The sequence below is a fragment of the Mycobacterium sherrisii genome (assembly GCF_002102355.1).
Lineage (GTDB): Bacteria > Actinomycetota > Actinomycetes > Mycobacteriales > Mycobacteriaceae > Mycobacterium > Mycobacterium sherrisii.
The window spans coordinates 45,773-67,549 of the sequence record NZ_LQPT01000020.1 but is presented as its reverse complement, the minus strand read 5'-3'; the positions used below and the strand labels follow the sequence as shown (position 1 = coordinate 67,549).

The window sequence follows — 21,777 nt, the reverse complement described above, 5'->3', positions numbered from 1 at the left end:
CCTCCGTCAGCTCCGGAAGCGCTCGCGACGCAGGATCGACGCCAACAGCCCCATCCCCCCGACCATGCACATCAGGCCGGGGGCCGCGATGGGCGGTCCCATCGGGACGTTGTAGGACGCGTTCTTCCAGCCGCCGGGCTTGCGTGCGACGCCGCGGGCGTGCAGATATTCACCCATCAGCCCGTTGGCGGTGTAGATAGCCGCGGTGATCGGCAACCAGCTTTTGGCCCAGCGACGGGAGAACACCCCGCCGACGCCCGCGACGACCACCGGCGGGGTCACCACGATCGGGCTCCACATCCACTTGTTGCCGAAGCTGGCCTTGTAGTGCTCGAAGTAGATCTCCGCCGTCGTGACGAGCGCCGCGACCGCGGTCAATCCGGACAGCGACCGCTCGAAACGGCCGTGCGCGACGTCGTAGAGCGCCCGCTCGGTCAGATGTTCGGCCTTGGCGGTCCCCTCGGAACCGGAGCCGCCCTTGCCTACCAGCAACATCGGGTCTCCTCCCTGGCTTTGTCTGCTTGGCTGTGTGTGCCGGGCCGCGCAGCGGCACACATCGGCCTAGCCGTCCGCGAGGCAGTCATGACCGGAATTCGCGGTCGACTTGTCCATGCGGGCCACCTCCAGCACGCGGCACGGCGCACCACCCGGCGCTCGACGGCGTCGGCGAACAAACGCCTCGGCATGGTTGCCAGAACACTGGCGAGGCGCCCAGCTGCGTATTTCAACCGGGGTGGCCACGACGACGCGCCGCGACCATTGCGCACCTGCGGACGTACCCGCTTCCGGCGGCGCTAATCATCGGCGGCACGCGAGCCCGACCCACCCGCGTGAGCAAACTGCCTGACCAGAACCGCCAAGCCCCGCGATGTGCCATGATTGCCACGCTGTCGAGAGAGCGGGGAGCAGCGGTGGACCTGAACTTGTCGATGATCACGCGGCCGGTCGAACGGCTGGTCGCGACGGCACAGAACGGCCTGGAGGTCTTGCGGCTGGGCGGCCTCGAGACCGGCAGCGTTCCGTCGCCGTCGCAGATCGTCGAGAGCGTGCCGATGTACAAGCTGCGGCGCTATTTTCCGCCCGACAATCGGCCGGGTCAGCGTCCGGTCGGCCCGCCGGTGCTGATGGTGCACCCGATGATGATGTCCGCCGACATGTGGGATGTCACCCGCGAAGACGGCGCGGTCGGCATCCTGCATTCGCACGGGTTGGACTGCTGGGTCATCGACTTCGGTTCGCCCGACAAGGTCGAGGGTGGCATGCGCCGCAACCTCACCGACCACATCGTCGCGCTCAGCCAGGCCATCGACACCGTTCGGGACACCACCGGCAGCGACGTCCACCTTGTCGGCTACTCCCAGGGCGGCATGTGGTGCTACCAGGTCGCCGCCTACCGGCGCTCGAAGAGTCTGGCCAGCATCGTGACGTTCGGCTCGCCGGTGGACACCCTGGCCGCCCTGCCGATGGGCATCCCGGCAAACTTCGCGCCGCCGGTCGCCAACTTCATGGCCGACCACGTCTTCAGCCGGCTGGCCATCCCCGGCTGGATGGCCCGGGCCGGTTTCCAGATGCTCGACCCGCTCAAGACCGCGAAGGCCCGGGTCGACTTCGTGCGTCAGCTGCACGACCGCGAGGCGCTGCTGCCGCGTGAACAACAGCGCAGGTTCCTCGAGCGGGAAGGGTGGATCGCGTGGTCCGGCCCGGCCATCTCCGAACTCCTCAAGCAATTCATCGCGCACAACCGGATGATGACCGGCGGCTTCGCCGTGAACGGGCAGCTGGTCACCCTGACCGACATCAGTTGCCCGGTACTGGCTTTCGTCGGCGAGGTCGACGACATCGGGCAGCCGGCGTCGGTGCGCGGGATCCGGCGGGCGGCGCCCGACGCCGAGGTGTACGAGGCCCGGATCCGCACCGGGCATTTCGGTCTCGTGGTGGGAACCAAAGCGGCGGAGCAGAGTTGGCCCACTGTCGCGGCGTGGGTGGAATGGCTGTCCACCGGCGGCGACAAGCCGTCGGGTATCGACCTGATGGCCGATCAGCCCGAGGAACACACCGATAGCGGCGTCACCCTCAGTTCGCGCCTCACCCACGGCATCGGCGAGGCGTCGGACGCGGCGATCGAGTTGGTGCGCGGCGCAACGGGTGCGGTGGTCGCGGCGAACAAGTCGATGCGGACTTTGGCCGTCGAGACCGCACGCACGTTGCCCCGGCTGGCCCGACTGGGACAGATCAACGACCACACGCGAATCTCGTTGGGCCGCATCATCAGTGAGCAGGCACGAAGCGCTCCGCGCGGCGAGTTCCTGCTGTTCGACGGGCGGGTGCACACCTATGAGGCCGTCGACCGGCGGATCAACAACGTGGTGCGCGGCCTCATCCAGGTCGGGGTCCGTCAGGGCGACCGGGTGGGCGTGCTGATGGAGACTCGGCCCAGCGCCCTGGTTGCCATCGCCGCGCTGTCGCGGCTCGGGGCGGTCGCCGTGGTGATGCACCCGGAGACCGACCTGGCGGCGTCGGTACGCCTGGGGCGGGTCACCGAAATCATGACCGACCCCACCAATTTGGAGGCGCTGCGCGAATGGTCGGGCCAGGTTCTGGTGCTCGGCGGTGGCGAGGCGCGGGATCTGCACCTGCCCGAGGACGGGAACGTCATCGACATGGAGCAGATCGACCCGGACGCCGTCGAGCTGCCCGCGTGGTATCGGCCCAACCCGGGCCTGGCCCGCGATCTGGCTTTCATCGCGTTCAGCTCCGCCGGCGGCGAATTGGTCGCCAAGCAGATCACCAACTACCGGTGGGCGGTGTCGGCGTTCGGCACCGCGTCGGCGGCCGGCCTGGACCGCCGCGACACGGTGTACTGCCTGACCCCGTTGCACCACGAGTCGGCGCTGTTGGTTGCCCTCGGCGGCGCGGTCGTCGGCGGCGCCCGCATCGCGCTGTCCCGGGGCCTGCGGCGGGACCGCTTCGTTCACGAGGTACGCCAGTACGGCGTCACCGTCGTCTCCTACACCTGGGCCATGCTGCGCGACATTGTCGACGACCCGGCGTTCGTGTTGCACGGCAACCATCCGGTGCGGCTGTTCATCGGCTCGGGGTTGCCGACCGGTTTGTGGGAGCGCGTCGTCGATGCGTTCGCGCCCGCGCACGTGGTCGAGTTCTTCGCCACCACGGACGGCCAGGCCGTGCTGGCCAATGTGTCCGGCGCCAAGGTCGGCAGCAAGGGCCGGCCGCTGCCCGGTGCCGGGCGTGTCGAGCTGGGTGCCTACGACGCCGAGCATGACCTGATCCTGGAAGACGAACGCGGCTTTGTGCAGGTCGCCGACGTCAACCAGGTGGGCGTGCTGCTCGCGGCGTCGCGCGGGCCGATCGACCCCACGGCGTCGGTCAAACGCGGGGTCTTCGCGCCCGCCGACACCTGGATCTCTACCGAGTACCTGTTCCGCCGCGACGAGGACGGGGACTACTGGTTGCTGGGCCGGCGCGGCTCGGTGGTGCACACCGCGCGCGGGGTCGTCTACCCCGAGCAGGTGACCGACGCGCTGGGCATGATCAACGGCATCGACCTGGCCGTCACCTACAACGTCCCGTTCAAACAGATGGAGGTGGCGGTCTCGGCGGTGACGTTGCTGCCCGGCGCCAGCATCACGGCCGCGGATCTCACCGAGGCGTTCGCCGACCTGCCCATCGGGCTGGGGCCCGACATCGTGTGCGTCGCACCGGAGATGACGCTCAGCGCCACCTACCGCCCGACCGTCAGTGCGCTGCGCGCGGCCGGGATTCCCAAGTCCGGTCGCAACGCCTGGTACTTCGACGCCGCGACCGAGCAGTACCGGCGGTTGACTCCGGCGGTGCGGGCCGAACTGAGCACGGTGTATCAAGGAAACGATGATTGACCAGAACCTGCTGAACATTCTGGTGTGCCCGCAGGACCGGGGTCCGCTGCTGCTCGTCCCTCTGGACGGGGGAGCCGAGCTGCTGTACAACCCGCGCCTGCGCCGCGCCTACCGCATCGAGGACGGCATCCCGGTCCTGCTGATCGACGAGGCGCGGGACGTCGACGACGACGAGCACGCCCGGCTCATGGCGCGCAGCCGTCCGGCAGATCCCCGGTGAGGTAGCGCTGCAGCGTCGGCGCGATGGTCGCCGCGATCTGCTCGGCCGGCAACGACGCGAACGGCTCGATCTCCATGATGTAGCGAGCCAGCACCACGCCCATCAACTGCGACGCGACGAACTGGACGCGAACTTGCCCCGTCCCGGGCGGATTGTCAACGCGCGGACCAACTTCGGCGACGATGACGTCTTGCAGAAAGGTGCGCACCAGGCTTACCTCGGCCCCGGACAGCAGCGACCGCAGGGTGGCGATCAAACCCGCACCCAGCTCGGAATCCCAGATCGGCAACAGCAACCGGGGCAACCGGTGACCGAGTTCGGTCACCGGTGTTTCCCGCAGTGGCATCAGCACCGTCATCGGGTCGATCGGCAGCCGGATCGCGGCGGCGAACAGCTGCTGCTTGGTGCCGAAGTAATGGTGCACCAGTGCGGCGTCGACGCCCGCCGCGGCCGCCACCGCCCGGATCGAGGTACGGTCAATGCCGTTGCGGGCGAAGAGTTCTCGAGCATTGGACAGGATGCGATCGCGGGTGTCGGAGATTCCGGACGGGCGGCCGGGCCGGCGACGGCCGGTGTTGGCGGCCGTCACGCTATGCGGTCCGGCGCCGCAGCGTCGCGGCGGCCAGGCACAGCGCCGCGAAGGCGGAACCCGCGACGACGATCATGTCCCGCACGGCGACACCGGTCAGTTCGGTATGTGAATTGACCTGTTGCAGTGCTTCCAACGCGTAGCTGGCCGGCATGACGTTGCTGATCCATTGCAACCAGTCTGGCATCGCCGCGCGGGGGACGATGATGCCGGCCAGCAGCAGCTGCGGCACCATCACCAGCGGGATGAACTGCACTGCCTGAAACTCGGTGCGCGCGAAAGCGCTACACAGCAGGCCCAGTCCAACACCCAGTACCGCGTTGACGATCGCGATGAGGAACACCCATACCCAGCTGCCGGCGGTGTCGAAGCCAAGGAACCAGAACGACACGATGCACGCCAGGGTCGCCTGCGTGGCCGCGGCGATCGAGAAGGCGGTGCCGTAGGCGATCAACAGGTCGAGCCGGCGCAGGGGCGTCGTCAGGATGCGTTCCAGGGTGCCCGACGCCCGTTCGCGCTGCATCGTGATCGCGGTGATGATGAACATCACGAACAGCGGGAACAGGCCGAGCAGGATCAGGCAGGCGCTGTTGAACGGCGACGGCGTGCCCGGAAGATGCCGCGCATTGTGAAACATGAAGTACATCAACGTGATAACCAGGATCGGTACCACGAGGATCATGGCGACGCTGCGGTGATCGGCGATCAGCTGGCGCAGGATCCGCGACGTGGTCGCGGTGTAGCCGTCCAGGCTCAGCCAGCTCTCGGACCCGCGTTCTGCATGATGCTGCGCTTGATGATGGACAGAAATGCGTCCTCCAGTGACGTGCATCCGGTGTCCTCTCTGAGTTGGGTGGGCGTGGTGTGGGCGACCAGGGCGCCTTCGCGCATCAGCAACAGGTCTTTGCAGTGATCGGCCTCGTCCATCACGTGGCTGGAGACCAGCAAGGTGGTCCCGGCGTGGGCGAGATCGGTGAACTGCTCCCACAGATCGGCCCGCAGTACCGGGTCCAAACCGACCGTGGGCTCGTCGAGCACCAGCAACTCCGGTTCGCAGACCAGTGCGCAGGCCAGCGAGACCCGGGTGCGCTGGCCCCCGGAGAGGTTGGCGCAGATCGCGGTCCGGTGGTCGGTGAGCCCGACTCGTTCGATCGCGGCGTCGGCGGCGCGGTTGTCGAAGCCGTAGAGCGCCGCGAAGTACCGAACGTTGTCGACGACCCGCAGGTCGTTGTAGATGGTCGGATCCTGCGGCAGATACCCGACGCGGCGGCGTAGCGCCGCGCAGCCCGCGGGTTTGCCGAGCACGGTGACCGTGCCGGCGTCGATGATCTGGGTGCCGACGATGCTGCGGATCAGCGTGGTCTTACCGCAGCCGGAGGGGCCGAGCACGCCGGTGATGCTGCCCTTCGCGATCTGCACGGAGAAGTCGTGCAGGGCGGGACGACGGCCCCGTATCACCCGCAGGTGGCGGATGTCGACGGCCGGCTCAGCGCCGCCCGGAGCTAATTCATCATGAGATGAAATCATCATGTAATGAATATCCGCCCCGCGGCGCGGTGCTGTCAAGGGTCTGCCGGCCGTGAGACCGTCACTGCCGACGCTGCTACTCGCGCGATGCGTCGCTAGTTGCAGCCTCGCGGGGTCGTCATCGAGGCCCTTGGCCGGGGCCGCGCGGCAGATGCCCCTGCACGCCCTCGGCATACGCGGTCTCGGCGTGCTGGCTGAAGTCGACGCCGGTGGTCTCGTCCTCGGGGCTGACGCGGAAGCCCATGAATCGGTCGATCAACTTCGCCAGCGCGTACGACACGCTGAACGCGTAGATCGCGACGACGACGATCGCGAGCGACTGCTTGCCCAGTTGAGCCAGGCCGCCGCCGTAGAACAAGCCTTGCGGTCCGGCCGTCATGACGGCCGTGGCCAGCAGCCCGATCAAAAACACCCCGACGACACCGCCGACGAAGTGCACACCGACGACATCGAGCGAATCGTCGTAGTTGAAGCGGAATTCGCGGCCACCGCGAAGGAACACATCACCCCGGCAGCCAGCCCCACCACCGTGGCCCCGAGGGTGTTGACGGTGCCGCACGACGGCGTGATCGCGACCAGGCCGGCCACCACGCCGGAGGCCGCACCGAACGTCGTGGGTTTGCCGTCGCGGATCCGTTCGACTGCCAGCCAGCCCAGCATGCCGAGGCAGCCCGCGACCAGGGTGTTCAAAAAGATCGCCGCGGCAGTTCCGTTGGCGGCCAACGCGGATCCGGCGTTGAAGCCGAACCAGCCGAACCACAGCAGCCCGACGCCGAGCAGGACGAGCGGCAGGTTGTGCGGGCGCATGGCGTCCTTCTTGAAACCGATCCTGGGCCCCAGCACCAGCGCCAGGGCCAGCGCCGAGGAGCCGGACACGATCTCGACCACCAGGCCGCCCGCGTAGTCGAGCACCCCCAGCCTGGCCAGCCAGCCGCCAGGCCCCCACACCCAGTGCGCGACAACCGAATACACGGCGATCGCCCAGAACGGCACAAACACCATCCAGGCGGCGAACTTGGCGCGGTCCGCGATCGCGCCGCTGACCAGGGCGGCCGTGATGATCGCGAAGGTCAGCTGGAAGGTCGCATACAGCAGCTCGGGCACCGCGCCGTGGACGGTGCCCGGGGTGATGCCCAGCATCCCGATGTGGGCCAGCCCGCCGAGCAGGCCACCGGCCCCGCCGTCGGTGAAGGAGATGGTGTAGCCGACCAGCAGCCAGGCCACCGTGACCAGGGGGATCGAGATGAAACTCATCATGATCATGTTCAGCACGCCGGTGGTGCGGACCATGCCGCCGTAGAAGATGGCCAGGCCCGGGGTCATCAACAGGACCAGCGCGGTACTGGCCAGCAGCCACGCGGTGGCGGCGGGGTCGATTGCATGCATATTTGGGCTCCTTCGCCACGGACACCGGGATATTGCCATGGCGGTGTTGCCGGTACGTTCGCTGGGTGTCCGCAGGCCAGCTCGTCGTCGACCCGGTCGAGGCCGCGCATCGACTGCTGGGCGCCACCCTCACCGGGCGTGGCGTCCGCGGGGTCATCGTCGAGGTCGAGGCGTACGGCGGAGTGCCCGACGGACCCTGGCCGGACGCGGCGGCGCACTCCTACCGCGGCCCCAGCGGCCGCAACGCGGTGATGTTCGGTCCGCCCGGCCGGCTGTACACCTATCGCAGCCATGGCATCCACGTGTGCGCGAACGTCTCATGCGGGCCCGATGGCACCGCCGCCGCCGTGCTGCTGCGCGCGGCCGTCGTCACCGAGGGCGTCGATGTCGCGCAGGCCAGGCGTGGGCCGGCCGTGCGGACGGTCGGGTTGGCGCGGGGCCCCGGAAACCTGTGCTCCGCACTCGGAATCACGATGGCCGACAACGGAATTGACCTGTTCGACGCCGACAGCCCGGTGCGCCTGGCCCTGAATGCCGCCGACGGGGCGGTCGCGGGCCCGCGGGTCGGCGTCAGTCAGGCGGCGGATCGACCGTGGCGACTCTGGCTTGCCGGGCGGCCGGAAGTCTCGGCGTACCGGCGAAGTCCGCGGGCACCCGCCCCCGGTGCCAGCGACTAGCCTCTTACCCCATGATCCTCGACGAGCTGGGCTGGCGTGGACTGATCGCGCAGTCCACCGACCTCGACGCCCTGGCCGCCGAAGTGCGGCGCGGGCCGATCACCGTGTACGCCGGCTTCGACCCGACCGCGCCGAGCCTGCACGCCGGCCATTTGGTGCCGCTGCTGGCGTTGCGCCGCTTCCAGCGGGCCGGTCACCGCCCCATCGTGCTGGCCGGCGGGGCCACCGGCATGATCGGCGACCCGCGCGAGGTCGGGGAGCGCAGCCTCAACGAGGCGGACATCGTCGCCGAGTGGACGGAGCGGATTCGCGGTCAGCTGGAGCGTTTCGTCGACTTCTCGGCCGACGGCCACTCGCCGACCGGCGCCATCGTCGCCAACAACCTCGACTGGACCGGCCCGATGTCGGCGATCGAGTTCCTGCGCGACCTCGGCAAGCACTTTTCGGTCAACGTGATGCTCGATCGCGACACCATCCGGCGGCGGCTCGAGGGTGAGGGCATCTCCTACACCGAGTTCAGCTACATGCTGCTGCAGGCCAACGATTACGTCGAACTGCACCAGCGGCACGGCTGCACGCTGCAAATCGGGGGCTCCGATCAGTGGGGCAACATCATTGCGGGGGTGCGCCTGGTGCGCCAGAAGCTCGGGGCGTCGGTGCACGCGCTGACGGTCCCGCTGGTGACCGCGGCCGACGGCACCAAGTTCGGCAAGTCCACCGGCGGCGGCAACCTCTGGCTGGACCCACAGCTGACCAGCCCGTATGCCTGGTATCAGTACTTCGTCAACACCGCCGACGCCGACGTGATCCGGTACCTGCGCTGGTTCACCTTCCTGACCGCCGAGGAGCTTGCCGAGCTGGAACAGGCCACCAACGAGCGCCCGCAGCAACGCGCCGCCCAACGGCGCCTGGCGACCGAGCTCACCGTGCTGGTGCACGGCGAACAGGCCACCGCGGCCGTCGAACACGCCAGCCGAGCGCTGTTCGGCCAGGGCGAATTGGGTCGCCTCGACGAGGCCACGCTGGCCGCCGCGCTGCGCGAGACGTCGGTCGCCGAGCTCAAACCGGGCGGCCCCGACGGGATTGTCGACCTGCTGGTGGCCACGGGACTGTCGGCCAGCAAGGGGGCGGCCCGGCGCACCATCGGGGAGGGCGGTGTGTCGGTCAACAACGTGCGGATCGACAGTGACGAGTGGACGCCGCAGGATTCGGATTTCCTGTACGGGCGGTGGCTGGTCCTGCGGCGCGGCAAGCGCAACATCGCCGGAGTCGAGAAGGTCTAGGAGGGTATCAGCGGGGATCTCGTCATCGGTGGGGAAGCCGATTTGTCGAGGAGGGGAAGTCTCGTGGAGGAGCGACGAGATCCCCGCTGTGCCAACGAGTTTTCTGGGTCCGGCGGCATGCCGCCATCCCACGACCGGAGGGATTGGCGGTGGATTCGGATGTCCTCCGGTCGGGGGACAACGCCGTCAAATCGCCTGCCCGAAAAGGGGCGCGGCATATTGCCCCCGTCCGTGTCAAGAACCTCGGAGCAAAACGCGTTGGTGGGCAAACCTTTACCGGGCCGTGCCCTGAACGTGACACTCGATGGCCACTGTAGTCACAGTGATTTCGCGCACCCACCGAGCCGTACCCGCAGCGGGACGGGCCAAGGCCGTCGGGCTTGTCGTATTGACCGCGAGCTTGATCACCGCCGCCGCCAGCATGGCGGCCCCCATCCGTGCCGATATGGCCGGCAACCGGTTCCTGTCCGCGCTGACGAATGCCGGCGTCGCGGTCACCCAGCCGGCCACGGCCCTCGCCGCCGGTCAATCGGTGTGCCCCATGCTGGTCGAGCCGGGCCAGTCGTTCGATTCGGTCGTTTCGGAAATGGCCTCCGACAGTGGCATGACCGAGAAAAACGCCGGCATCTTCACCATCGTCGCCATCGCGACGTTCTGCCCTTCGATGATTGCGCCGCTGGTCCCGGACCGGTTCAAGGCGTAGCGGGATCGCCGCCCGGGTGCCCGTATCCTTTCGGGGTAGTCCGGGAGCAATCGAGGTGAACGACACGAGTGGGCGACGACAGGCAGCGCCACAACGGCGAACGACGCCCGCGACCGGCGTCCGGGGGTGCACCGAGACGCGGGCCGCGCACGCCGCGCGAGGGTAATTGGTCGGGACCGGGCCGGGCACGGCAGGCCCAGCCGCAGACCGGCGGCGAGACCGATCGGAGGGCCGACCGCGCCGACAACGCCGACCGGGGGCCGGCGATCCCTCCCGGCGTGGACGCCAAGCAGCTTTCACCCGAGATCCGCGCCGAATTGAGCACGTTGGACCGCGCGACCGCGGACGCGGTGGCGCGCCATCTGGTCGCCGCGGGCGAGTTGATGGACGAGGATCCCGAGGCCGCGCTGAACCACGCGCGCGCTGCCCGGGCACGCTCCAGCCGGATCGCCGCGATCCGCGAAGCGGTCGGGATCGCCGCCTACCGCTATGGCGATTGGGCGCAGGCGCTCTCGGAGCTGCGCGCCGCGCGCCGGATGGGCAGCAAGTCGTCGTTGCTCGCGCTGATCGCGGATTGCGAACGCGGCCTTGGCCGTCCGGAACGGGCGATCGAACTGGCCCGCGGCGACGAGGCGGCACAGCTGAGCGGTGACGACGCCGACGAGCTGCGCATCGTGGTCGCGGGGGCGCGTTCGGATCTGGGACAGCTCGAGGCGGCGCTGACCGTTTTGTCCACGCCGCAATTGGACCCGAGCCGCAGCGGCGCGACGGCCGCGCGCCTGTTCTACGCCTACGCCGACACGCTGCTGGCGCTCGGTCGCCCCGAGGAAGCGTTGCAATGGTTTCTGCGTTCGGCGGCCGCCGACGTCGACGGCAGCACCGACGCCGAGGACCGGGTGGCCGAGCTGGGAACGAGCGAAGATCAATGAAAAGCCTTGCGCAGGAACATGATTGCCTGCTGATCGATTTGGACGGGACAGTGTTTCGCGGCCACCGTCCCACCGACGGCGCGGTGCAGACGCTGGACGAGCTGCGCGTGCGCAAACTGTTCGTTACCAACAATGCCTCCCGCAGCGCCGACGAAGTGGCGGCGCATCTGCGTGACCTCGGCTTCACCGCCGCCGCAGATGACGTCGTCACCAGCGCCCAGAGCGCCGCGCGCCTGCTTTCGGTTGAACTGCCAACAAATTCGCGGGTGCTGATCGTGGGCACCGACTCACTGGCCAATGAGGTCGCCGCGGTCGGGCTGCGCCCGGTGCGACGGTTCGAGGACGACCCCGTCGCCGTCGTCCAAGGGCTGTCGATGACGATCGGCTGGGCCGAGGTTGCCGAGGCCGCGCTGGCCATCCGCGCGGGCGCGTTGTGGGTGGCCGCCAACGTCGATCCCACGCTGCCCACCGAACGCGGCCTGCTGCCCGGTAACGGATCGCTGGTCGCCGCGCTGCGGGCGGCGACCGGGGCCGAACCCCGGGTCGCCGGGAAACCCGCCCCGACGCTGCTCACCGATGCGGTCGGACGTGGTGACTACCGCGCGCCGTTGGTGATCGGCGACCGGTTGGATACCGACATCGAGGGCGCCAACGCCGCCCGGCTGCCCAGCCTGATGGTGCTGACCGGGGTGAACAGCGCGCGCGACGCGGTGTACGCCGTACCCGAGCAGCGCCCCACCTACATCGGCCACGACCTGCGGTCGTTGCACCAGCACCGGGACGTGCTGGCGGTCGGGCCGCAGCCCGGTTGGACGGTCGAGGTCGGCGACGGCGCCGTCACCGTGCGCAGCGGCGCTCAGGTGGACGGCGACGATCTGTCGATCGTGCGCGCGGTCGCCGGCGCGGTATGGGGTGCCCCGGGGCGCCCGGCCCGCATCCGGGCCGGCGACGACCGGGCCCGCGACGCGCTCGGGCGCTGGTCTCTCGTGCAAGAGGGCTGACCGGTGACTAGCGTAGAACCGCAATGAATATCGATCCTGATCAGATTCGCGCCGACATCGACAACCTGCTGGCGCAGTTGCCCGATTTGACCGATCCGCAGAACCGCGAGAACGGGCCGACCCTCGCGGAGCTCGAAGACATCGCGCGGCGCCTTTCGGAGGCGCATGACGTGCTGTTGCAGGCGCTCGAGTCGGCGGAGAAGGGCTGAGTGCAGGCATGGCACGGCGCGCCCGTGTTGACGCCGAGCTGGTCCGACGCGGTCTGGCGCGATCCCGTCAGCAGGCGGCCGAGTTGATCGGCGCCGGGAAGGTCAGCATCGACGGCTTGCCGGCGGTCAAGCCCGCCACCGCCGTAGCGCTCAGCGCCACCCTGACCGTGACCGACGAGGGTGAGCGCCGCTGGGTGTCGCGCGGCGCCCACAAACTCCTCGGTGCCCTGGACGTTTTCGACATCCCGGTCGCCGGCCGGCGTTGCCTGGACGCCGGCGCGTCGACCGGCGGCTTCACCGAGGTCCTGCTGGATCGCGGCGCCGCCGAGGTGGTGGCCGCCGACGTGGGATACGGCCAGCTGGCCTGGTCGCTGCGCTCGGATCCGCGGGTGCTGGTCATCGAGCGGACCAACGTTCGCGATCTGTCCCCGGAGGCGATCGGCGGGCGTGTCGATCTGATCGTCGCGGACCTGTCGTTTATCTCCTTGTCGACCGTGTTGCCCGCGCTGGCTGGTTGCGCGTGGCCGGGCGCGGATATCGTTCCCATGGTGAAGCCGCAGTTTGAAGTCGGAAAGGGCCAGGTCGGCGCCGGCGGGGTGGTGCACGATCCCGCGTTGCGGGCCGACGCGGTGCTCGCTGTCGCCCGGCGGGTGGGCGAGCTGGGGTGGCACACCGTCGACGTGACGGCCAGCCCGCTGCCGGGCCCGTCGGGCAACGTCGAATACTTTCTGTGGCTGCGCGCCGAAACCGATCGGGCGTTGTCCGCCGACGGGTTGGTTGACGCGGTGCAGCGCGCCGTGAGCGAGGGCCCGCAATGACCTCCGAGCGCAGCATCCTGCTCGTCGTGCACACCGGACGCGACGAAGCCACCGAGACCGCACGCCGTGTACAGAAGGTTTTGAGCGACAACGCTATTGGTCTGCGGGTGCTGTCCGCCGAGGCCGTCAATCGGGGACCGCTGAAATTTGTGCCCGAAGATATGCGGGCGATGGGCGTCGACATCGAGGTCGTCGACGCCGAGCCGGACGCCGCCGAGGGGTGCGAGCTGGTCCTGGTCCTCGGCGGGGACGGCACCTTCCTGCGCGCGGCCGAACTTGCCCGTAACGCCGACATTCCGGTGCTGGGCGTGAACCTGGGCCGCATCGGTTTCCTCGCCGAGGCCGAGGCGGAGGCCATCGATAGCGTGCTCGAACACGTGGTCGCGCGGGACTACCGGGTCGAGGAGCGACTCACCCTGGACGTCGCGGTGCGCCACCGCGGGCGCATCATCGACCACGGCTGGGCGCTCAACGAGGCCAGCCTGGAGAAGGGTCCGCGGCTGGGCGTGCTGGGCGTGGTCGTCGAGATCGAAGGACGACCGGTGTCGACGTTCGGGTGCGACGGGATCCTGGTGTCGACGCCGACCGGATCTACCGCGTACGCGTTCTCCGCCGGTGGCCCGGTGCTGTGGCCGGACCTGGAGGCAATCCTGGTGGTGCCCAACAACGCTCACGCCCTGTTCGGCCGGCCTATGGTGACCAGCCCGGACGCCACCATCGCCATCGAGATCGAGGCGCACGGCAACGACGCGCTGGTGTTCTGCGACGGCCGCCGCGAAATGCTGCTGCCCGCCGGCGGTCGGCTCGAGGTGAAACGTTGTGACACGGCGGTGAAATGGGCACGGCTGGACAGTGCACCGTTCACCGACCGCTTGGTGCGCAAGTTCCGGTTGCCCGTAACCGGTTGGCGCGGAAAGTAACGGCCCTGCAGCGGTGCTGACGCGATGCTGACCGAGATCCGAATCGAGTCGCTGGGGGCGATCGACGCCGCGGTCGGGGAGTTCGACCGCGGCCTGACCGTGCTGACCGGCGAGACCGGCACCGGCAAGACGATGGTGGTGACCGGGTTGCATCTGCTCGGCGGCGCCCGCGCCGATCCGAACCGGGTGCGTTCCGGTGCCGACCGCGCGGTCGTCGAAGGTCGGTTCACCACAACAGATCTCGACGATGCGGCGGTCGCGCAGCTGGACGAACTATTGGAAACCTCGGGCGGGGAGCGCGACGAGGACGGCAGCGTCATCGCGTTGCGCTCGGTCAGCCGGGACGGCCCGTCGCGGGCTTACCTCGGCGGGCGCAGTGTGCCGGCGAAATCGTTGGGCGACTTCACGGCCGAACTGCTCACCCTGCACGGGCAGAACGACCAGCTGCGGCTGATGCGTCCCGAGGAGCAGCGCGGCGCGCTGGACCGCTTCGCGCAGGCCGGCCCGGCGCTGGAGCGGTACCGCAAACTGCGCGACGCGTGGTTGTCGGCGCGGCGCGACCTGCTGGACCGGCGCGGCCGGATGCGCGAACTGGCGCTCGAAGCCGACCGGATTGCCTTCGCGCTCAACGAGATTGACGCGGTGGATCCGCAGCCCGGCGAAGACGAGATCCTGGTGGCCGATATCGTGCGGCTCTCCGAGCTGGACACCCTGCGCGAGGCCGCGGCGACCGCGCGGGCGGGACTGTCCAACGACGACGTCTCGGGCAGTACCGCCGCTGACAGTCTCGGACGGGCAAGGGCCGCACTGGAATCCACCGACGACGCCACGCTGCAGGCGCTGGCCGAACAGATCGGCCAGGCGTTGACCATCGTCGTCGACGCCGCGCAGGAACTGGGCGCTTATTTGGACGAGTTGCCCGTCGACGCCAGCGCGTTGGAGTCCAAGCTGGCGCGGCAGGCCGAGCTGCGCACGCTGACCCGCAAGTACGCCGCGGATATCGACGGTGTGTTGCGCTGGGCGGCCGAATCGCGCGAGCGGCTGGCGCAGCTGGACGTGTCGGAGGAAGGTTTGGCCGCGCTGGAGCGCCGGGTCGGCGAACTCGCCAGTGAATTAGCCGACGCCGCACTCGATCTCAGCAAATGCCGGCGCAAGGCCGCCAAGCGGCTGGCGAAGGAGGTGACCGCGGAGCTGGCCGGGTTGGCGATGGTTGACGCGGAGTTCACCATCGAGGTGCGCCCCGATACCGCCTCGGACCCGGATGCGCAGCACGACGCGGCCGCCCTCAGCGTTACCTGGGGTCAAGCGGGGTCGACGCTGGTCCGGGCCGGCGCCGATGGCGTCGACGAGATCGAGTTCGGCTTCGCCGCCCACCGCGGCATGACCGTGCTGCCGCTGGCGAAAAGCGCCTCCGGTGGCGAGCTGTCGCGGGTGATGCTGGCGCTGGAGGTGGCGTTGGCCTCGTCGCGCAAGATTCCACACGGCACCACCATGGTGTTCGACGAGGTCGACGCCGGCGTCGGGGGCCGGGCCGCGGTGCAGATCGGCCGGCGGTTGGCGCGGCTGGCACGCACCCATCAGGTCATCGTGGTCACCCACTTGCCTCAGGTCGCCGCGTACGCCGATGTGCATCTGGTGGTGCATGCCGCCGGACCGCGCGGGACCAGCGTGGTACGCCGGGTCAAGGACGACGAGCGGGTCGCCGAGCTGGCCCGGATGCTGGCCGGCCTCGGCGAATCCGACAGCGGTCGCGCGCACGCGCGGGAGCTGCTCGACGCGGCCCAGAAAGACGAGATTTAAGCGGCCGACCATCGTCGAGCGTGGGCGCTGAGTACCGAAATCGGCTGTTTTTTCTCCGCACGCCCGCCGCACGGCGACACAACGTAAACCGGATCCGGACCCGGCTGTTACTCATGTGACTCTAGATAACTTATGGGGCGCATGTTACGGCGCGCCTCCCCGCCTCGGCCTGGCATCGCGGCCAGAATCGCCCCCATGAAGATGTCAGGGCTGCTTACTCGGAACGCTTCCCGGCCGGGCCTCACCGGCACCGCGCGGGTAGACCGGAACATCGACCGCTTGCTGCGGCGGGTCTGCCCCGGTGACATCGTGGTGCTCGACGTCCTGGACCTGGATCGCATCACGGCGGAGGCGCTGGTGGAAGCCGACATCGCCGCCGTCGTCAACGCGTCGCCGTCGGTGTCGGGTCGCTATCCCAACATGGGGCCGGAGGTGTTGGTCAACAACGGCGTGGTGCTGATCGACGAGACCGGGCCGGACATCTTCAAAAAGGTCAAGGACGGCTCCAAGATTCGCCTCTATGAGGGCGGGATCTACGCCGGTGACCGACGGCTGAGCCGCGGCACCGAGCGCACCGATCACGACATCGCGGATTTGATGCGCGAGGCCAAGAGCGGCCTGGCCGCACACCTGGAGGCGTTCGCGGGCAACACCATCGAGTTCATCAAGAGCGAGAGCCCGCTGTTGATCGACGGCATCGGGATCCCGGACATCGATCTCGACCTGCGCCGCCGGCACGTGGTGATCGTCGCCGACGAGGACAGCGCCGCCGACGATTTGCGCTCGCTCAAGCCGTTCATCAAGGAGTACCAGCCGGTGCTCATCGGGGTGGGCAGCGGCGCGGACGTGCTGCGCAAGGCGGGCTACCGTCCGCAGCTCATCGTCGGCGACCCCGAACAGATCAGCACCGAGGCCCTCAAATGCGGTGCCCACGTGGTGTTGCCGGCCGACGCCGACGGCCACGCCCCCGGCCTGGAACGCATCCAGGACCTCGGGGTCGGGGCGATGACGTTCCCGGCGGCCGGATCGGCGGTCGATCTGGCCCTGCTGCTGGCCGACCACCACGGCGCGGCTCTGCTGGTGACGGCCGGTCACACCGCCAATATCGAAACGTTCTTCGACCGGACCCGCACCCAGAGCAATCCCTCGACCTTTTTGACCCGGCTGCGGGTCGGGGAGAAAGTGGTCGACGCCAAGGCCGTCGCGACCCTGTACCGCAACCACATCTCGGGCGGCGCCATCGCGCTGCTGGCCCTGACCATGCTCATCGCGGTCATCGTCGCGCTGTGGGTGTCGCGCACCGACGGTGTGGTCCTGCATTTGATCACCGACTACTGGAACCACTTCTCGCTTTGGATCCAGCACCTGGTCACCTAGTCATCGCGGGGAGATGCGCTCATGATCTCGTTACGTCAACACGCCTTCTCGCTGGCCGCGGTCTTCCTCGCGCTGGCCATCGGCGTGGTGCTGGGGTCCGGTTTCCTGTCCGACACCCTGCTGTCCAGCCTGCGCGCCGAAAAGCGGGACCTCTATTCGCAGATCAACGGGCTCAACGACCAGAAGAACGTGTTGAACGAAAAGCTCAGCGCGGCAAACAATTTCGACAACCAGATGGTTGGGCGGATCGTGCACGACGCGCTGGCCGGCAAATCGGTCGTCGTCTTCCGCACCCCGGACGCCAAGGACGACGACGTGGCGGCGGTGTCGAAGATGATCGGCCAGGCCGGCGGCACCGTGACGGGCACGGTGTCGTTGACGCAGGAATTCGTCGACGCCAACTCCGCGGAGAAGCTGCGCACCGTGGTGAACTCGTCGGTGCTCCCGGCGGGCCAGCAGCTGAGCACCAAGCTCGTCGACCAAGGGTCGCAGGCCGGTGACCTGTTGGGCATCTCGCTGCTGATCAACGCCAACCCCGCGGTTCCCCCGGTCGACGACGTGCAGCGCGACACCGTGCTGGCCGCGTTGCGCGACACCGGGTTCGTCACCTATCAGCCCAGCGATCACATGGCAGCGGCGAACGCCGCGTTGATCGTCACCGGTGGCTCGCTGCCGCAGGACGCCGGCAACCAGGGCGCCAGCGTGGCCCGCTTCTCGGCGGCGCTGGCCCCGCACGGCTCGGGGACGCTGCTGGCCGGGCGCGACGGATCGGCGACCGGTGGGGCGGCCGTCGCGGTCGCCCGCGCCGACGCCGGGATGAATTCCGCGATCAGCACCGTCGACGACGTCGATGTCGCGCCCGGCCGCATCACTGCCGTGCTCGGCCTGCATGACCTGCTCAATGGCGGGCATGTCGGGCAGTACGGCACCGGGCATGGCGCCACCTCGCTCACCGTGGCGCAGTAGGCGTTCGCGGTAACCGTCGAGTAACCGCTGCGGCCACCGGGCGTGTTCACCGCGGCGCGGTGTCGTGGGTGTTAGGGTGGGTTTCCGTGGGTCGGCAGGCCCAATTCGTTAATAGCAACACAACTCGACGCCCTGCCCGTCTTCACGGAGGCCGCCTGTGCGCAAGCACCCGCAAACCGCCACCAAGCACCTCTTCGTCAGCGGTGGGGTAGCTTCCTCCCTCGGCAAGGGACTGACCGCCAGTAGCCTCGGTCAGCTGTTGACCGCCCGCGGGTTGCACGTGACGATGCAAAAGCTCGACCCGTATCTGAATGTGGATCCGGGCACCATGAATCCGTTCCAGCACGGCGAGGTCTTCGTCACCGAGGACGGCGCCGAGACCGACCTCGACGTCGGCCACTACGAGCGATTCCTGGACCGCGACTTGTCGGGTTCGGCGAATGTCACTACCGGCCAAGTGTATTCGACCGTCATCGCCAAGGAGCGGCGCGGCGAATACCTCGGTGACACCGTTCAGGTGATCCCGCACATCACCGACGAGATCAAGAGCCGGATCCTGGCGATGGCGCAGCCCGACCCGGACGGGCACCGCCCGGACGTCGTCATCACCGAGATCGGCGGGACGGTAGGCGACATCGAGTCGCAGCCCTTTTTGGAGGCGGCCCGCCAGGTGCGTCACGATCTGGGCCGGGAGAACGTCTTCTTCCTGCACGTGTCGCTGGTGCCGTACCTGGCCCCGTCCGGCGAACTCAAGACCAAGCCCACCCAGCACTCCGTGGCCGCGCTGCGCAGCATCGGTATCACGCCCGACGCGCTGATCCTGCGCTGTGACCGCGACGTCCCCGAAGCGCTGAAAAACAAGATCGCGCTGATGTGTGACGTCGACATCGACGGCGTCATCTCCACTCCGGATGCGAAGTCTATCTATGACATCCCCAAGGTCCTGCACCGCGAGGAACTCGACGCATACGTGGTGCGCCGGCTCAACCTGCCGTTCCGCGACGTCGACTGGACCGAATGGGACGACCTGCTGCGCCGCGTGCACGAGCCGCATGAAACCGTGCGAATCGCGTTGGTGGGCAAATACGTTGACCTGTCCGACGCCTACCTTTCGGTGACCGAGGCGTTGCGCGCCGGCGGGTTCAAGCACCACGCCCGGGTCGAGATGGTGTGGGTGCCTTCCGACGACTGCGAAAGCGCTGCCGGGGCGGCCTCGGCGCTGGGCGACGTGCACGGGGTGCTGATCCCCGGCGGGTTCGGCATCCGCGGCATCGAGGGCAAGATCGGCGCCATCCGGCACGCCCGGGCGCGCGGGCTGCCCGTGCTCGGGTTGTGTCTGGGGCTGCAGTGCATCGTGATCGAAGCAGCCCGCTCGGTCGGTATCACCGAGGCCAATTCCGCGGAGTTCGAACCCGGCACACCGGATCCGGTGATCTCCACGATGGCCGATCAGGAACAGATCGTGGCCGGCCAGGCCGACCTGGGCGGAACCATGCGGCTGGGGGCCTACCCCGCGGTGCTCGAGGCGGATTCGATTGTGGCGCAAGCCTATGGGACCACCCAGGTGTCCGAGCGGCATCGGCATCGCTACGAGGTGAACAACGCCTACCGCGACCGGATCGCGGCGAGCGGCCTGCGGTTTTCCGGGACCTCGCCCGACGGTCACCTGGTTGAGTTCGTCGAATACCCGTCGGACGTCCACCCGTTCGTCGTCGGTACCCAGGCGCACCCCGAACTGAAGAGCCGGCCCACCCGGCCGCACCCGCTGTTCGTCGCGTTCGTCGGCGCGGCCATCGACTACAAGAAGGGCGAGCTGCTTCCGGTGGAAATCCCGGAGCGCTCGTCCAACGGCAACCAGCATCGAGACAGTGCCGAGCGGTCGATACCCGAACCCGCCACCCGTGGCTGACCACCTTTTCGAGACGGAATCATCCGAAACGCTCTACACCGGAGCAATTTTCGCGCTGCGCCGTGATCAGGTGCGGATGCCCGGCGGTAATGTCGCCGCACGCGAAGTGGTCGAGCACTACGGTGCGGTGGCCGTCGTGGCGATGAACGACGATCAGCAGATCGCACTGGTCTACCAGTACCGGCACACATTCGGGCGGCGCCTGTGGGAGCTGCCCGCGGGTCTGCTGGACGTCGCGGGCGAGGCGCCACACCTCTCGGCGGGGCGCGAACTCGAGGAGGAGGTCGGCCTACGGGCCGACACCTGGCACGTGCTCGTCGACCTCAGCACCGCGCCCGGCTACAGCGACGAATCGGTACGGGTCTATCTGGCCACCGGGCTCACCGAGGTCGGCCGGCCGGAGGCGCACGACGAGGAAGCCGACATGACGATGCGCTGGGTGCCCCTGGACGAGGCGGCCCGCTCGGTGTTGCGCGGCGAGATCGTGAATTCCATTGCCGCGGCAGGTATTCTCGCCGCTCACGCCGTCGCGACGGGCCTGGCCCCGGCGCGCCCGGTGCACGATCCGTGGCCGGACAAGCCGGTAGCATTCGCCGCGCGTAAGGCCGCGCAATGACCACCGCGCTGACCCTCGAGACCCAATTGCAGGGTTACCTCGACCACCTGACGATCGAGCGGGGGGTGGCGGCCAACACGCTCAGCTCCTACCGACGCGACCTGCGCCGCTACTCAAAACACTTGTCCGACCGAGGGATTCACGATCTGGCCAAGGTCGGCGAAGACGACGTCAGCGAGTTCCTGGTGGCGTTGCGCCGCGGCGACCCGGAATCGGGTACCGCGGGCCTGTCGGCGGTCTCGGCGGCGCGGGCGCTGATCGCGGTGCGCGGCCTGCATCGGTTCGCCGCGGCGGAGGGTTTAGCCGAGCTGGACGTGGCGCGGGCCGTGCGGCCACCCACGCCGGGGCGGCGGCTGCCCAAGAGCCTGAGCATCGACCAGGTGCTGGCGTTGTTGGAGGGTGCCGGCGGGGACAGCCCGTCGGATGGTCCGCTGACGCTGCGCAACCGGGCGTTGCTGGAGTTGCTGTACTCCACCGGGGCGCGAATCTCCGAGGCCGTCGGGCTCGACGTCGACGACGTCGACACGCAGGCCAGATCGGTGTTGTTGCGCGGCAAGGGCGGTAAACAGCGGCTGGTCCCGATCGGGCGTCCGGCGGTCCAAGCGCTGGAGAGCTACCTGGTACGCGGGCGCCCGGACCTGGTCCGCCGCGGCCGCGGCACGGCGGCCATCTTCCTCAACGCCCGGGGTGGCCGGCTGTCGCGGCAGAGCGCCTGGCAGGTGTTGCAGGACGCGGCCGAACGGGCCGGGATCACCTCCGGGGTGTCGCCGCACATGCTGCGGCACTCCTTTGCCACCCACCTGCTGGAGGGCGGCGCCGACGTGCGCGTCGTGCAGGAGTTGCTCGGGCATGCCTCGGTGACGACCACGCAGATCTACACCCTGGTCACCGTGCACGCGCTGCGCGAGGTGTGGGCCGGCGCGCATCCGCGCGCCCGGTAGCCCGTGGCGG

Annotated in this window: 20 protein-coding genes and 1 pseudogene; 16 read left to right on the top strand and 5 right to left on the bottom strand. The window is 68.9% G+C overall.

Annotation, left to right across the window (positions count from 1 at the left end; translation table 11 throughout):
* Positions 1 to 6: 6 nt before the first annotated feature.
* Positions 7 to 495, bottom strand: a complete 489-nt coding sequence (locus AWC25_RS03685) for a hypothetical protein (RefSeq protein WP_069400345.1) — start codon at positions 493 to 495, stop codon at positions 7 to 9.
* A 434-nt stretch (positions 496 to 929) separates the two neighbouring features.
* On the opposite strand from AWC25_RS03685, the gene AWC25_RS03680 reads away from it, so the two are divergent.
* Together AWC25_RS03680 and AWC25_RS03675 are read left to right on the top strand one after the other, a co-directional pair.
* Entirely contained in the window at positions 930 to 3,896 is a 2,967-nt protein-coding gene (locus AWC25_RS03680) for an acyl-CoA synthetase (protein ID WP_232326993.1), read from the top strand.
* Positions 3,889 to 4,116, top strand: coding sequence for a Trm112 family protein (locus AWC25_RS03675; RefSeq protein ID WP_069400343.1), 228 nt, complete (start codon positions 3,889 to 3,891; stop codon positions 4,114 to 4,116). Before AWC25_RS03680 ends, AWC25_RS03675 begins: the two co-directional genes overlap by 8 nt.
* Here the strand turns inward: AWC25_RS03675 and AWC25_RS03670 are convergent.
* The 4 genes and pseudogenes from AWC25_RS03670 to AWC25_RS03655 all read right to left on the bottom strand — a co-directional run bounded on the left by AWC25_RS03670 (position 4,082) and on the right by AWC25_RS03655 (position 7,618).
* Positions 4,082 to 4,705, bottom strand: a complete 624-nt coding sequence (locus tag AWC25_RS03670) for a TetR/AcrR family transcriptional regulator (RefSeq protein WP_069400342.1) — start codon at positions 4,703 to 4,705, stop codon at positions 4,082 to 4,084. The genes AWC25_RS03675 and AWC25_RS03670 overlap by 35 nt on opposite strands.
* Before the next feature lies 1 nt (position 4,706).
* Positions 4,707 to 5,537 (bottom strand): ABC transporter permease, encoded by an 831-nt coding sequence (locus AWC25_RS03665; protein WP_085166366.1) that lies wholly within the window; start codon positions 5,535 to 5,537, stop codon positions 4,707 to 4,709.
* Positions 5,459 to 6,235: an ABC transporter ATP-binding protein gene (locus tag AWC25_RS03660; protein WP_085166365.1), complete on the bottom strand. Its 777-nt coding sequence runs from the start codon at positions 6,233 to 6,235 to the stop codon at positions 5,459 to 5,461. The genes AWC25_RS03665 and AWC25_RS03660 overlap by 79 nt, the downstream gene beginning before the upstream one ends.
* 115 nt (positions 6,236 to 6,350) lie before the next feature.
* Positions 6,351 to 7,618 (bottom strand): annotated as a pseudogene (locus tag AWC25_RS03655) (ammonium transporter).
* Between the two features lie 65 nt (positions 7,619 to 7,683).
* On the opposite strand from AWC25_RS03655, the gene AWC25_RS03650 reads away from it, so the two are divergent.
* From AWC25_RS03650 to xerD, 14 genes are all read left to right on the top strand, one after another.
* Positions 7,684 to 8,295 carry a DNA-3-methyladenine glycosylase gene (locus AWC25_RS03650; RefSeq protein ID WP_069400339.1) on the top strand — a complete coding sequence of 204 codons (612 nt, stop codon included), beginning with the start codon at positions 7,684 to 7,686 and terminating at the stop codon, positions 8,293 to 8,295.
* 11 nt (positions 8,296 to 8,306) lie between these two features.
* On the top strand, positions 8,307 to 9,578 hold the full coding sequence (tyrS, locus tag AWC25_RS03645) for a tyrosine--tRNA ligase (RefSeq protein ID WP_085166364.1): 1,272 nt from the start codon (positions 8,307 to 8,309) through the stop codon (positions 9,576 to 9,578).
* Between the two features lie 304 nt (positions 9,579 to 9,882).
* Complete coding sequence (locus AWC25_RS03640) at positions 9,883 to 10,281, top strand: DUF732 domain-containing protein (protein WP_069400337.1); 399 nt, start codon at positions 9,883 to 9,885, stop codon at positions 10,279 to 10,281.
* 68 nt (positions 10,282 to 10,349) lie between these two features.
* The gene (locus AWC25_RS03635) at positions 10,350 to 11,210 is read left to right on the top strand and encodes a tetratricopeptide repeat protein (RefSeq protein ID WP_084229322.1); all 861 of its coding nucleotides are present in this window, start codon (positions 10,350 to 10,352) and stop codon (positions 11,208 to 11,210) included.
* Positions 11,207 to 12,211: an HAD-IIA family hydrolase gene (locus AWC25_RS03630; RefSeq protein WP_069400336.1), complete on the top strand. Its 1,005-nt coding sequence runs from the start codon at positions 11,207 to 11,209 to the stop codon at positions 12,209 to 12,211. Before AWC25_RS03635 ends, AWC25_RS03630 begins: the two co-directional genes overlap by 4 nt.
* Positions 12,212 to 12,234: 23 nt before the next feature.
* The gene (locus AWC25_RS03625; RefSeq protein WP_069400335.1) at positions 12,235 to 12,420 is read left to right on the top strand and encodes a hypothetical protein; all 186 of its coding nucleotides are present in this window, start codon (positions 12,235 to 12,237) and stop codon (positions 12,418 to 12,420) included.
* Positions 12,421 to 12,428: 8 nt separating this feature from the next.
* Positions 12,429 to 13,238: a TlyA family RNA methyltransferase gene (locus AWC25_RS03620; RefSeq protein WP_069400334.1), complete on the top strand. Its 810-nt coding sequence runs from the start codon at positions 12,429 to 12,431 to the stop codon at positions 13,236 to 13,238.
* The gene (locus AWC25_RS03615; protein WP_069400333.1) at positions 13,235 to 14,158 is read left to right on the top strand and encodes an NAD kinase; all 924 of its coding nucleotides are present in this window, start codon (positions 13,235 to 13,237) and stop codon (positions 14,156 to 14,158) included. The genes AWC25_RS03620 and AWC25_RS03615 overlap by 4 nt, the downstream gene beginning before the upstream one ends.
* A gap of 24 nt (positions 14,159 to 14,182) precedes the next feature.
* The gene (gene recN / locus AWC25_RS03610; protein WP_069400332.1) at positions 14,183 to 15,958 is read left to right on the top strand and encodes a DNA repair protein RecN; all 1,776 of its coding nucleotides are present in this window, start codon (positions 14,183 to 14,185) and stop codon (positions 15,956 to 15,958) included.
* A gap of 195 nt (positions 15,959 to 16,153) precedes the next feature.
* Positions 16,154 to 17,335 carry a putative cytokinetic ring protein SteA gene (gene steA / locus AWC25_RS03605; protein ID WP_069400331.1) on the top strand — a complete coding sequence of 394 codons (1,182 nt, stop codon included), beginning with the start codon at positions 16,154 to 16,156 and terminating at the stop codon, positions 17,333 to 17,335.
* Positions 17,336 to 17,356: 21 nt separating this feature from the next.
* Positions 17,357 to 18,301, top strand: coding sequence for a copper transporter (locus AWC25_RS03600; protein WP_069400330.1), 945 nt, complete (start codon positions 17,357 to 17,359; stop codon positions 18,299 to 18,301).
* 157 nt (positions 18,302 to 18,458) lie between these two features.
* On the top strand, positions 18,459 to 20,210 hold the full coding sequence (locus tag AWC25_RS03595; RefSeq protein WP_085166363.1) for a CTP synthase: 1,752 nt from the start codon (positions 18,459 to 18,461) through the stop codon (positions 20,208 to 20,210).
* A complete protein-coding gene (locus AWC25_RS03590) occupies positions 20,203 to 20,826 on the top strand; it encodes an NUDIX domain-containing protein (protein ID WP_069400328.1) in 624 nt (207 codons plus the stop codon). The genes AWC25_RS03595 and AWC25_RS03590 overlap by 8 nt, the downstream gene beginning before the upstream one ends.
* Positions 20,823 to 21,767 (top strand): site-specific tyrosine recombinase XerD, encoded by a 945-nt coding sequence (xerD, locus tag AWC25_RS03585; protein ID WP_069400327.1) that lies wholly within the window; start codon positions 20,823 to 20,825, stop codon positions 21,765 to 21,767. Before AWC25_RS03590 ends, xerD begins: the two co-directional genes overlap by 4 nt.
* Positions 21,768 to 21,777 lie beyond the last annotated feature (10 nt).